At 45.0% G+C, this 13,122-nt stretch carries 13 protein-coding genes; 8 read left to right on the top strand and 5 right to left on the bottom strand.

All coding sequences use genetic code 11. The features are described from left to right. The first annotated feature begins 52 nt into the window (after positions 1-52). The 4 genes from BST96_RS14355 to BST96_RS14330 all read left to right on the top strand — a co-directional run bounded on the left by BST96_RS14355 (position 53) and on the right by BST96_RS14330 (position 3,376). Positions 53-427: a trypsin-like peptidase domain-containing protein gene (locus BST96_RS14355; protein ID WP_157117962.1), complete on the top strand. Its 375-nt coding sequence runs from the start codon at positions 53-55 to the stop codon at positions 425-427. A 664-nt stretch (positions 428-1,091) separates the two neighbouring features. Beyond that, entirely contained in the window at positions 1,092-1,865 is a 774-nt protein-coding gene (locus BST96_RS14345) for an RHS repeat domain-containing protein (protein ID WP_085759368.1), read from the top strand. A 668-nt stretch (positions 1,866-2,533) separates the two neighbouring features. Further along, entirely contained in the window at positions 2,534-2,944 is a 411-nt protein-coding gene (locus BST96_RS14335) for a hypothetical protein (RefSeq protein ID WP_157117961.1), read from the top strand. A 6-nt stretch (positions 2,945-2,950) separates the two neighbouring features. Next, entirely contained in the window at positions 2,951-3,376 is a 426-nt protein-coding gene (locus BST96_RS14330; protein ID WP_085759365.1) for a hypothetical protein, read from the top strand. Positions 3,377-3,657: 281 nt separating this feature from the next. Here the strand turns inward: BST96_RS14330 and BST96_RS14325 are convergent, their stop codons facing one another. Genes BST96_RS14325 through BST96_RS14310 form a run of 5 tightly spaced genes read right to left on the bottom strand, consistent with a single transcriptional unit; the run spans position 3,658 to position 7,097 of the window. Continuing rightward, entirely contained in the window at positions 3,658-3,897 is a 240-nt protein-coding gene (locus BST96_RS14325; protein ID WP_085759364.1) for a DUF1145 domain-containing protein, read from the bottom strand. A gap of 10 nt (positions 3,898-3,907) precedes the next feature. After that, a complete protein-coding gene (locus BST96_RS14320; RefSeq protein ID WP_085759363.1) occupies positions 3,908-5,020 on the bottom strand; it encodes a glutathione S-transferase family protein in 1,113 nt (370 codons plus the stop codon). 12 nt (positions 5,021-5,032) lie between these two features. Next, entirely contained in the window at positions 5,033-5,185 is a 153-nt protein-coding gene (locus tag BST96_RS21050; RefSeq protein ID WP_240554805.1) for a hypothetical protein, read from the bottom strand. Then, positions 5,161-6,483 (bottom strand): flavin-containing monooxygenase, encoded by a 1,323-nt coding sequence (locus BST96_RS14315; RefSeq protein ID WP_240554804.1) that lies wholly within the window; start codon positions 6,481-6,483, stop codon positions 5,161-5,163. The genes BST96_RS21050 and BST96_RS14315 overlap by 25 nt, the downstream gene beginning before the upstream one ends. After that, on the bottom strand, positions 6,480-7,097 hold the full coding sequence (locus tag BST96_RS14310) for a TetR/AcrR family transcriptional regulator (protein WP_169714007.1): 618 nt from the start codon (positions 7,095-7,097) through the stop codon (positions 6,480-6,482). The genes BST96_RS14315 and BST96_RS14310 overlap by 4 nt, the downstream gene beginning before the upstream one ends. A gap of 126 nt (positions 7,098-7,223) precedes the next feature. Here BST96_RS14310 and BST96_RS14305 point away from each other — a divergent pair, with 126 nt between their 5' ends. From BST96_RS14305 to BST96_RS14290, 4 genes are read left to right on the top strand one after another with little or no spacing between them, the layout of a single operon-like run. Further along, complete coding sequence (locus BST96_RS14305) at positions 7,224-8,051, top strand: SDR family NAD(P)-dependent oxidoreductase (RefSeq protein ID WP_085759361.1); 828 nt, start codon at positions 7,224-7,226, stop codon at positions 8,049-8,051. A 16-nt stretch (positions 8,052-8,067) separates the two neighbouring features. Further along, positions 8,068-9,417: a DUF1254 domain-containing protein gene (locus tag BST96_RS14300; RefSeq protein ID WP_085759360.1), complete on the top strand. Its 1,350-nt coding sequence runs from the start codon at positions 8,068-8,070 to the stop codon at positions 9,415-9,417. Beyond that, complete coding sequence (locus BST96_RS14295) at positions 9,380-11,416, top strand: alkyl/aryl-sulfatase (protein WP_206045346.1); 2,037 nt, start codon at positions 9,380-9,382, stop codon at positions 11,414-11,416. Before BST96_RS14300 ends, BST96_RS14295 begins: the two co-directional genes overlap by 38 nt. Before the next feature lie 25 nt (positions 11,417-11,441). Further along, complete coding sequence (locus BST96_RS14290; RefSeq protein ID WP_085759359.1) at positions 11,442-13,115, top strand: sulfatase-like hydrolase/transferase; 1,674 nt, start codon at positions 11,442-11,444, stop codon at positions 13,113-13,115. Positions 13,116-13,122: the final 7 nt, after the last annotated feature.

Below are 13,122 nucleotides of genomic sequence, written 5' to 3'. Positions count from 1 at the left end.
GAAGCCTTAGGCACGGGGTTTATTTGTCACAGTAGGGCCTACATTATTAGCTGTGCACACAATCAATCTGACAGATGAACTTGGAGTTGTTACCCCACAAGACATAAACTCTTTCAATCCAATGACCCAGGAACGAGCAAACTTTACTCCTGTTACGATTGCACAACATGATCCCCAGAATGATATTGCTCTTCTAAAACTACCCAACAACACACAGCTTCATGTGCCAGAAAATATTTTCGGAAGTCCTTCTACCCAAGAAGTAGGTTCATCAATCACATGTCTTGGCGATCCTTTCGCCAACTTCGGGCAACATACACTAAAAAAAACTAGCGGAATTATCAGCTCCAAGGTTGTAAACAAAGAAGGAACAAATCAATTTCAAGTTGATGCTATGATTCATGATAGCAATAGCGGCGGCCCTTGATCGACTTGCAATCAGGACAAATAATTGGCGTCGTTAGTGGTCGGCTCAGTCCAGCAGGAACTGGTGGTGGGCTTATGATGGGGAATTATCAAATAGGAAGCGAAAGCTCAATTGGCTTGGCTACCACTATTGATTATGCGCTGGAGTTGATGAAATCGGAGGGGATTAATATCTGAAGTTTATTTTAATGAAAACGATGTTAAAGAGTTTATTTGAAAATTTAGAACAGACACTTGCAAAAGCTTAAATACTTAGACTTTTGCAAGTGTCTTTTTTAGTCCGCCTTAGTGACTCCACTAATGTCAAAAATGTTAAATTTTTATGTCGAAAATGCTCTAGCTTTTTAACTACCTAACCCTCACTATCACTCCCGACACTTCTAGCTGAATAATGCGCAAGGGAATGTGGTAACCCCACCTAAAAATCAACGACTTCTCAATAGCATAAAAGATGACTTTGTTTAAAGGGTGGCGGATTAGCAATCAGCCGATCAAAAAAAAGACATTGCGCAAACAGGGAATGGAAGTTTATTAAATTTGAAAATAGGAATTTCAGGCTTTTGGTTTATCAAAAGCCTGTGTTTTATGGATATAGCACTGATTTTATAAACCCCGTTAGGCACAGCGCACACTGTGCAGGGATTAGATTAAGAAGGAACAACGCAATGAGTAAATATCTTTTAGCCCTTGTGGCACTTCTATTGGGCGTCACAGCCAAAGCTGAAATACGAACGTATCATATCCATAATGATCATTTAGGCACCCCAATAGCCGTAACCGACGAAAACCAGAATATCGTTTGGCAGGCCAATAAAAAACCGTTTGGCGAAACAACGGAAACAGTAGGCGATATTGACCAGTTGGCTCGATTTTTTGGGCAGATGTTTGATGAAGAAAGTGGGTTACATTATAACTATTATCGGGATTATGATCCGACGGTAGGGAGGTACATTCAATCAGACCCAATTGGTTTAGCAGGTGGTCTCAATACTTACACCTATGCCATTAATAACCCACTAAAATATATAGATCCTTTTGGATTAGATATAAAAGTCTCAATGAATAGCTCTGGTGCAATGGGTTTTGGCCATGTGGGTGGTGGTATTGCTGGTGAAGGTGGTACGCAAGGGTTTTATCCTGCCTTTCCATCTACAGTTGCACCAGGTGCAGTTAAGCCAGATACAAATACTGATGGTGAAGTTGTAATTCCAACAGATGTTGAACAAGATCTTAAATTCAAGAAATGTATGCAGAGCAGAAAGAGTAATCCAGGGATTTATGCTATTAGTTCTAATAACTGCACGAGGCTTATTCAGTCTTGTCTTGGAGAGGCTGGCGTTAGTGGATTTAATAATTCTACATTACCTAAAAAATTCTTCTGTAGCATAGCTAAAAAATATGGATGTAGTGGTGAGGGTTGTGATGAGTGTGACAAATAAAAATTTAGTAATATATTCGTATCTAGCTGTAATACCCTGTGCGCTCCTCTATAGGGGGATAGGCATAGATAGTTTTTCGAATTTATTCAATATCCTATTTGTCTTCTTATTATATCCACTGGTTGTTAGCGTGTCGCTTATAAAGATCTTAATAGCTAGTAGTAGATATTCATTCAAAAGTAGTTTTTTATTAACTAGTTTAGTATTAGTTGTAGGAGAGTTAATTGCTCATATATCACACTTTATTCGAACTGATGTTAACTTGTTTAATGACCCTGAGACCGGCTCTGTAGGTATGCTAATATTATTTATTCAATTTTCAATTATGATTGTGGCAATTAAGCTTTTTGGAGAGAAAGAGTACATATAGTCTTTCTCTTCCTTTAAATTTGTCAAAGAAGGCCGTTTGATGAAAAGTATTTAAAAGCAACTGTTACCGTCTTCTGTTTATTTCTTACTAGCTGCCTTGAGTCTAGCTTTGAGTTGTCAGAATCATCAAGGTTACCAAAGTGGTTTGATGTTCCTAAGAGTGTTTCAAGGAATTCTATCTAATTCACAAACCAGAATGATGGGGCCGGACCTTACATCTTACGTTGCGGGTACTTTATAACTACTATCGGGATTATGATCCCACGACCGGAAGGTATGTTCAGGCCGATCCGCTAGGGGTGTTGCTGAACAACCCTTCTCCTGAAATGCTTGTCGCCATGAAAATGGGTGCTATTCAGTTACCAGGTGGCGCAATGCCAGGTTATTTGAACCACTTGTATGGATATGCAGATCAGTCGCCTCTGAATAAGCTCGATTTCTTTGGTTTATTTTCAGGATGTAGGTCTCTAGGAAATAGAGTATGGGATTGTGATGACGGACCAGACTATAATGATGGCGATGCCTCTGGATTTCCACCTCCCACAAATGAACCATGTGTTAAAAACTGTATAAAGAAACGAGTTGGTGCTTGTATTGGCGGAGCTGGTCAAAAGAAATCTTCTGCGGCTTTAGTGGCAGCATGTGTTGCAGCCACTCCGATTTCATGCACCAACCAAACTTGTGACAAATGTGATGAAGAATTTAAATGAGAATATATGATGAAAATAAAACTTCCTCTATTTTTAGTCTTGGTATTTTTAAACCTATCTTACGGATTAAGCGTCTCACATGCAGAGAGAAAATATCAGATAAAATTTGGATATGCTTCTACCAATGATGGAAAAATATTTTCTTATCTCAAAGAGGCCAGATTGATTCCTTTGATACCTAAGAGTCAAGGTATCTATTATGGCCTAGAGATCATCCCAAGGGATAAGACTCCTTACAAAATATTAATTAAATACAGCAAGCCGGGAAAAAGGGGCTTAGAGCTCGGCAGTTATAATGGGCAAGGTGAAATGACAATCCCTATGGGGTTCGATAATGGTGATAAACCTGGAATATATAAACTAGACGTATATATTGATGATAAAAAAGAAGAAAGTATAACGTTTGAAGCAAAAGTTTTTAATCCATCTTAGATGGTGAAGGGCTTGCATATTCTCTTTTCCTGAACCTGTAAATAAAACAGCCGCAAGGGTTATATCAGCCTCTGATCAATGGATCATGGGGCTTGGGCTAGTGATCCAAAAAATGCGAACAATCAAGTCTTGACTTTTACTTATCTGCCATCTCCAATAAAATTTAGATGAAAGGCCTAGAAGGTGTGAATACAATGCTTTCAGAACCCTACGGATTCCCGCCCACCCCAGGGTGCCCTCTCTTGCTTCGCAATTCACCTTGTTCGCGGGAATGACCGGTATCAACGAATACTCTTCAACTGCAAAACCCCAAACAACAACACCCCCAAATAATCACCAACCCCACGCATCAACCGCCGATACACAACAATCTCAATACAATGCGCCACCAACAAAATCCCCCCAACCCACTGCAAAATAGTGGCAAAGGGAATAACCGCCGGTTGAATAACCGCAACCACAATCAACACCCACATAACCGAGGTCACTAACTTACCGATTAAAATCACCTGACTATTCATAAAACGCCCCTTAAACTTTTAACCGCGTACTTAACGCATTCCGCTCCAACGCTGGCCCAAAATCTATCGCCATTAAACTGGGTAAGCCTAAGCTCTCAAACCACTGATCCACCAAAGCCTGATCAGGCTCTGGCAACTGCTGGAAAACACCCACAATACGCTGCATACGCCAAAGGGAATAAGTAAAGGTACTGGAGGTAAAAGTACTATCCGCCATGGGGTAAGTATTTTTATCCATCACTCTGGGTAGAGAGCTGCCGAGGGTAATGTCACGGGTTTCAATATACTGTCTTAGGCTAGTTACCGTACCCGCCAACAAAGGGAAAAACTCCCCAGCAATAATCTTAAATAACGGAAGTAAAGTCTCGGGAATCTGATCATCAGCCACTAACTCCCCCTGCCCTCTTTCGCCACTATGAGTACGATTAACCCAAGCCTGTAAATTCGGGCGCGGATCTACCCATTCGCGTTTGGGCCAGGGGTCACGATTTAAATGGGGAAAGAAGGAGCCCACCAGGGCGAAGTCGGCAATGGTAGGTTTACCGCCAAACAAAAATTCATGTTGAGTAAAATGCTGTTCCAACAAATCCAACAAACCCAGCGACCAACGCTCTAACAGTTCAAATTGCTCCGGGATAATACCCTGGCTTGGAAGATAGCTGCGTATCCTTCCCGCAAAGGTTTTTTCGGCAATACGTTCGCGAATAAAACCAGGGGCAAAAGGCAATAGCGCTTTGCCGGTTTCCTGTTTAAGAAAATTGTCAAAATTTTCCGGGTAGGACCACCGGGTATGCATAGAAATTTTCAACCAGCAATCATCCACCCAGTTTTCAAATATCAAGGCGGCAATCAGCTGTCTTGGGGTTGCGGGCATAATGGGATGATCAGGATGGCGGCGTTCCAGCTCCGTAATTATTTCAGGGGTATCGGATAACCACTCCCCTTCACGGGTTTCTAAAGCAGGCATCGCCGAAGCGCCCGTTTTTTTGGGTAGCTTTACCAACAATTCATAGGCGTTGAGGTTTTTTTCCTGATAGTCCAGCTGCTTATAATTTAAATAGCCACGTAGCTTTGCGGCAAAATGAGAAGCTTGCCAGCCATACATTCGGTACATAGTTTTCATAAACAATCTCTTTTATCGAAAACGAATATAGTCGTCGGTTACAGAGCCAACTGTAAGATTAAAACGATCCAGCAAGTAGTTTTGGTAAAGCCGCCAAGGGCTTTTTTTACCCTGCTTGGGTAACTGGTCTAAAGCCCGCACTACATAACCAGAAGAAAAATCCATAATCGGTTCATCGCTCTCAGAACCAGCGGGGCGTCGGTGACGCAGATGTGTTTGCCCTGCTGTTCCATATAATTGAGTAGTCGGCAAACATACTCACCCACTAAGTCTGACTTCAATGTCCAGGCCGCATTGGTATAACCCACAGCAAAAGCAAAATTGGGCACACCGCTAAGCATCATACCTTTATAACTAAAGGTATCGCCGGTATTAATGGTTTTGCCATTAACCGTCATGGTGACACCGCTAAACACTTCCATCTTAAGGCCTGTTGCCATCACCACAATATCAGCGGATAACGACTCGCCGCTGTTTAAAGCAATACCTTCATGGGTAAAGCCTTTAATCGTATCAGTGACAACCTCGGCCTTGCCGGAGCGAATCGCCTGAAATAAATCACCATCGGGCACCATACATAAGCGCTGGTCCCAAGGTTCATAACGCGGTCTGAAATGTTTTTTGATATCGTAATCGGGGCCTAAATATTCCCGAATCTGTTGTGATAAACGCTGTTTGATCAACGACGGCTTTTTCTTGGCAATTGAAAAGGTAGCCATTGAAAAAAGAATATTCTTCCAGCGGGTAAGCTTGTAGGCCCAGTCAGTTGGCAGCCATTGCAATAAACGTTTAGCCAACGGGTCTTCTGCGGGTAGGCTGGCGATATAAGAGGGTGAACGCTGCAACATAGTCACGCTGGCAGCCGTTTTAGCCAGATTAGGCACCAACGTTACAGCTGTGGCACCGCTGCCAATCACGACTATGCGTTTGCCACTATAGTCGAGATCACTGGGCCAATGTTGTGGATGTATCACCTGGCCTTGATAATTTTCAATACCCTCAAAGTCAGGGGTATAGCCCTGCTCATAATTATAATAGCCACCGCAGGAGAAAAAGAACTTACAGATAAACTGCTGCTCTTCCCCCGCAACATCGACAGTGACTGTCCACCGAGCCGAAGCGTCAGACCATTCAACCGACTTAATTTTATGGCCAAAACGAATATGCTGGTCGACACCATGTTCACTGGCGGCCTCTTCGATATACTGCTTGATATCATGACCTTCAACAATCGATTGGGCCTTGGTCCAAGGCTTAAAGTGATAGCCATAGCCAAACATATCAGAGTCAGAGCGAATACCCGGGTAGCGAAATAAATCCCAGGTGCCACCTATAGCCTGCCTTGCTTCTAAAATCACATAGCTTTTGTCCGGGCAGTGTTTTTGCAAATGACAGGCGGAACCAATGCCGGATAAACCGGCCCCCATAATAAGTACATCAATATTCACGGCTGCTTGAGTCATAATTTGTAGGTCAGCCCCCCCACCACAAAGTCACAGAGTTCATCGCCCAATTCTTTATCACTAAAAAACCGGATTTCACCCAACGGAGAATTAGGCAATGATTTGGCTTCGGATAAACTGTGAATCACGCCATCCAAAGCGACTAACAAACGCAGTTTTAATTTATTAGGTTCGGCATGAGGGTAGAAGGTTTGCAACCGTTCAAACAATTGCAGAGTTTGTTCAGAAAAATAACGATTAATAATATCCCGCGTATCCGTCCCGGTTTCCATTAGCATCCGCGACATCACTTTTAAGGCATCCTCGCCCCAGCTATAGCTACGGGACAGTGTGGCCATATTCTCAATAGTGCCCCGAACCATCTGCCACACGCCATCCGCTTCATGGGGCGGGTTTTGCGCCCGCAGCGGCATCAGTTGCAGGGAAATTTTTTCTACGATGGCATTCAAAAGGCCCAGCTTGGAGCCAAAGTGGTATTGCATCACTCCGGAGTTTTTAGCCCCCGCAGAAACACCGATTTCCCGCAGGGAAACACCATCCAGCCCCTTTTCGGCATAGAGCGCCATCGCTGACACGAGCAGCCTATCTCTAATATCTTCTTTATTTTCAGTCACTTGCATTATCTTATTCCGCTATCCCAGCTGCCTCAGTATACGGTAGATATAGACTAATACAACCGCTTTACTTTTTAAAGCACTTGTTTTAAATTGCCTAACCAACTTAGCGACAGGCAACAAGTAATGAGTAGCCAGAATAAGACAAAGAACGGACTATTTGACCAACGGGTCGCCGCGATTACCGGTGCCGGTTCTGGCATTGGCCAACAACTGGCGCTGCAACTGGCCACTGAGGGCTGTCATCTGGCGCTGGCGGATATTAGCCAGGACGGCCTTAATACCACGCTGGAGCAACTGAAGGGGTTGGATGTTCGCATTACAACCCATACCGTTGATGTGGCCGACCAGGCACAGATAGAACAATTTGCGGCGACGGTCGCCAGTGAGCACGGCGGGGTTAATTTTTTATTTAATAATGCCGGCGTTGCACTAGGCGGTCGTATTGATAGTGTTAGTGATGAAGATATGCACTGGCTAATGAATATTAATTACTGGGGTGTGGTTTATGGTTGCCGCGCTTTTTTACCGTTGTTAAAGCAGCAACAGGTTGCCCATATTGTTAATGTGAGTTCTGTCTTTGGTTTATTTACCGCACCCTATAACGGCATTTACAGCGCCTCAAAATTTGCCGTTAATGGCTTTACCGATGCACTGGCACAGGAACTGAGAAAATCCCCGGTGAATGTTTCATGCGCCTTCCCTGCCGGTATTAAAACCGCTATAGCCAAGAGCGCGCGAATGATTGCAGATACTGATGCCAACCGCAGCGAAAAGGATTTGCAACGCACCATAGAAAAAATGTTTTGGACCACAGCGGCAGAAGCAGCCACTGAAATTATTGACGGTGTTAATCGTAATAAACAGCGTATACTCGTCGGCAAAGGTGCATTTTGGATGGACCTGGCCAGACGGATTTTACCGGTTAATTACACCCGTTTATTTAAACTTTAAGCAGGCAATACTATCAATGAAAATCAAACTGTTTGGCTTGGGCATTATTGGGCTGTCTGCGGTACTAGCCTATCAAGGCGTATCACAACTTAAGCAATTCTCCAGTGCTTATATTTACGGCTACCCATTACTACTGATGCATGAAACTGAAAAGGTGATGCTATCCGGGCCGGTTGCTGAAAATCAGTTAACACATAATATAACTTTCCCCGACCACAATTTTCGCAATGTGGTACGCCCCAATGTCGATACACTCTACACGATTGCCTGGTTAAACCTGGCGAAGGAACCACAGGTATTATCGGTACCGGATATGGGTGAGCGCTATTATATCTCCCCATTTATGGATGCCTGGACCAATGTGTTTGCCTCTGTAGGCACACGCACTACCGGCAATCAGGCCGGGGATTATATATTGGTTGGACCTGACTGGCAGGGTGAGTTACCGCAAGACGTCGCAACGATTCAATCACCAACTAACCAGGTATGGATGATTCAACGTATTCAGACCAATGGCACCGATGATGTGGAAGCAGTTAAAACCATGCAAAAACAGTTTGCCTTAGCCTCTCTCTCCCAGTGGCAACAAGGTATTAGCACCGAGGTTTATAGCGGCACTATTAGTAAAAACGATCCGGATAATAACCCCGCCTTAACGGTAGAGCAGATGTCGGCCAATACCTTTTTAGCCACTCTGGCAGACGTACTCGCCCTACAGGCAAGTCCGGCAGAAGATAAAGCGGCGATAGAAACTCTGGCCGCCCTCGGTGTAACAGCCGGCCAGTATTCCCCCGACGCACAAGGCTGGCTGGGGCAGGCAATGGCCGACTGGGCGATTAATTTCACCCAGGAAAAAATCAAACAGCAACTGGCAGAGCCGCGAGAGCTGGATAATGGCTGGGCAATTTTCCGTGATGGTATTGGTAACTACGGCACGGATTATCGATTCCGCACCGGCGTGGCGATTATCGGACTAGGTGCCCTACCACCGGAAGATGCTCTATACCCCAATACTCTGGTCGATAGTACAGGCCAAACTCTGGATGGCCAGCATAGCTATAAGCTGCACTTTCAGGCAGGGCAAGTACCACCGGTTAATGCCTTTTGGTCCGTCACTATGTATGACAGTGAAGGCTTCCTGATTGAAAACCCGATTAATCGTTATGCTCTGGGCAGTCGGGATAAGCTGCAATATAATGCGGACGGCTCGCTGGATATTCTGCTACAACAGCAGCGACCCGCTAGCGGCACTGACAACTGGTTACCCACACCCAGCGATAACTTTGCCGTAACACTGCGTCTTTATGCTCCCCAATCATCGGCTACCAATGGCAGTTGGCCTCTACCACAGGTCATTAAACAATGAACTACTCTCGCCTATTGGCCTTAACCCTATCCGCCCTGTTACTTACCGCCTGTGGCGAAGCGCCGGGCCTAAAGATAACAGCGTTTCGGCAAATGGTAATAGCGCACCTTCGAGCGATACCCTGAAAAAAAATCGCGCCGTATTAAAACAGCTACCATTCTCTGATACCCGGGATTTTGAAGAGGCCGAACGAGGATTGATTGTAACTGCGGACAATCTGGTGGTTAAGCATTCAAAGACTGGCGATACTATTTGGGATATGCCTGCCTATCAGTTTATCAAAGGCGATGCACCAGATTCTGTTAACCCCAGCCTGTGGCGTCAGGCCAAGCTTAATAATGTGCCGGGGCTTTATCAGGTTAAAGACGGTATTTGGCAGTTACGCAACTTTGATCTCGCTACCCTAACCATTATTGAAGGCGAAACCGGTTGGATTTTAGTAGACCCCAATACTTCATTAGAAACCGGTCAGGCCGCCAAAGCTTTTTTACAACAGCACTTATTTAAAGATAAACCGATCACTGCGGTGGTTTTTACCCATAGCCATATTGATCATTTTGGTGGTGTTGCCGCATTTATCAATGACCAAGAGTATCAATCAGGCAAAGTGACCCTGGTTGCTCCAGAAGGCTTTGTCAAAGAAGCCTCCAGCGAAAATATTATGCTGGGCAATGCAATGAGCCGTCGCGCCGGTTATCAATATGGCTCTTCACTAACACCCGGCCCCAGAGGCAATATTGATTTAGGCCTGGGGAAATCTGTGCCTTTTGGCACCACCTCCTTATTTGTACCGAATAAGATCATTCGAGAAACTGGTGAAACCCATAGCATCGACGGCGTGGAGTTTGTTTTCCAAATCGCCTCAGGTACAGAAGCCCCAGCTGAATTTACCTTTTATTTACCCGAGCATAATGCCTTTTGCGGCGCAGAAGTCATTAGCCGCACACTTCATAACGTCTATACCCTACGTGGTGCCAAAGTCCGCGACGCCTTATTATGGAGCCAGGTGATCGATAGTATTTTGCAAAACTACGGCCAGGCTGACGTGATTTTTAACAGCCACCACTGGCCTATCTGGGGGCAGGAACGTATTCGCAACTACTTAGCAAACCAGCGCGACACCTATAAATTTATTCACGACCAAACCGTTAGAATGATTTTAAAAGGCATGACTCCCAATGAAATTGCCAATACCATCCAGCTGCCAGAATCACTTAGCCAACAATTTTATTCCCGTGGTTATTACGGCACCGTAGAACATAATGCCAAGGCCGTTTATCAATATTATATGGGCTGGTTTGATGGCAACCCTGCCAACCTTCATCCCTTGCCACCAGCAGACACGGCGCCTAAATATATTGAGATGATGGGCGGCATTGACAACGTGATCGCCAAAGCCCAAAGCTATTACGAAAACGGCGAATACCAGTGGGTCGCCGAATTACTTAACCACGCTGTGTTTGCCGAGCCCAACAATCAGGCAGCAAAAGCATTACTGGCCAACACCTATGACCAGATGGCGTACCAGGCTGAGTCCGGCCCCTGGCGCAGTGAATACCTAACGGCGGCCCATGAATTACGCAACGGAATTACAGCACCGGCATTAAGAACCGAAGATGCCCGTGGCGTTTTAACCCGCACTCCAATTACTACCTTTTTGGAAACCATCGCCGTCAATATCGATAGTGAAAAAGCGGAAGGTAAAACGCTGGTGGTTGAATTTATATTTAGCGATGTCAATGAACGCTATGTCTTATCACTGAACAATTCAGTATTGAATTTTTATCCCAGACCACTTAATACTAATAATACACTGGAGCCCAGCGTTAGCTTAACGCTAACCAAAGCCATTTTATTAAACCTGATTACTGGCACGGGTGACTTAAAAAACACCTTGTTCAGTGATGATTTATCGATAGAGGGTAGCAAGCTGGATTTACTCAGCTTTTTTGGCTCCATGTCTTCGCCCACTGAGAATTTCCCTATTGTTACGCCCTAATATTATTATGCCCAAAGAGACCGTTATGAAAAAACTACTAAGCCTGTTATTGATTATCGCCGTTACTGGCTGGATTGGTTGGCAAAACCGGATTGAACTGATTGTCTGGGCAGCCCCTAAACTCAGCAATACCCTTAATCCCTTTGCCCCTAACAAACCTATTGAATGGCCACAGGGCCCGGCAACCGCCGAAGCCCCCGCCAATGAAAGACCGCCCAATGTTATTTTAATTTTAACTGATGATATGGGCTTTAATGATATTTCTCTCTATAACGGCGGTGCCGCCGATGGCAGTCAGATGACGCCCAATATCGATGCCATTGCCCACCAGGGTGTGCGCTTTGATAATGGCTATGCTGCCAATGCGATCTGTGCACCGTCGCGGGCGTCCATGTTAACCGGCCGCTACTCCACCCGCTTTGGTTTTGAGTACACACCGATTTTTAAAATGGGCCCAAGAATTTTTAGCTGGATGCAAGAATTAGAACCTAAAACTTTACCGCTAATTATTGACACAGAAACCGCAGCCACCCTACCACCAGTAGAAGACCTTGGCATGCCAGCGGAAGAAATCACCATTGCTGAAGTGCTTAAGCAACAAAATTACTATACCGCCCATATTGGCAAATGGCATGTGGGCTCACTGGAGGGAATGCGCCCGGAAGACCAGGGCTTTGACGATAGCCTGTATATGAAAGGCACCCTCTACTTACCGGAAGATCACCCCGATGTGGTAAACGCCAAAATCGAAGGCGATGCTATTGATCGTATGGTCTGGGCAACGGCACGCTACGGCGCACAATTTAATGGCGGCAGCCCCTTTGAACCCAAGGGCTATATCACCGATTATTATACTGACGAAGCTGTTAAGGTTATTGAAGCCAACCGGAATCGTCCATTCTTTTTATATTTGGCACATTGGGGACCTCACAACCCAATTCAAGCAACTCGGGAAGATTATGACGCTTTTCCCCATATCGAAAACCACACCCTTAGGGTCTATGCCGGCATGATGCGCGCACTGGACCGCAGTGTAGAAAAAGTCACTGCCGCACTGGAAGCTAATGGCCTTAGCGATAACACGTTAATTATTTTTAGCAGCGACAATGGTGGCGCCGGCTATATCGGCCTACCAGATATTAATAAACCTTACCGAGGCTGGAAGCTAACACATTTTGAAGGCGGCACTCATGTACCGTTTATGGCTAAGTGGCCCAAAAAGATTAAAGCTGGCAGCCGGTTTCAGGACCCTGTTCACCATATCGATATTTTCCATACCATCGTAGCAGCCGCAGGAGCTAAAGCACCCACCGACCGCAAACTGGACGGGGTAGATTTATTACCCTATATCCGCGGTGAAAATACTACAGCGCCTCACCAAACCTTATTTTGGCGGCAAGGATTCCAACAAACTGTATTGCATAATGGCTGGAAATTAATTCGAAGCGAGCAGCCTGAGAAACCCAATGCAGAAGTAAAAAAGTTTTTGTTTAACTTGAAAGAAGACCCCACTGAAAGAAACAATCTGCAGGCACAACGAGCCGACAAAGTGGGGGAATTGGAATTTTTACTGGACCAACACAACTCAGAGCAGGCTGCACCAGCATGGCCTAGCGTATTGAAGGCACCCCAACTCATCGATAAGACGACGAATGAAGAGTACCAGCAAGGTGATACCTATCTTTATTGGCCAAACTAGCCAATAG

Source organism: Oceanicoccus sagamiensis (assembly GCF_002117105.1).
GTDB classification, from domain to species: Bacteria; Pseudomonadota; Gammaproteobacteria; order Pseudomonadales; family Dasaniaceae; genus Oceanicoccus; species Oceanicoccus sagamiensis.
This window is presented reverse-complemented; position numbering and strand designations above follow the sequence as displayed.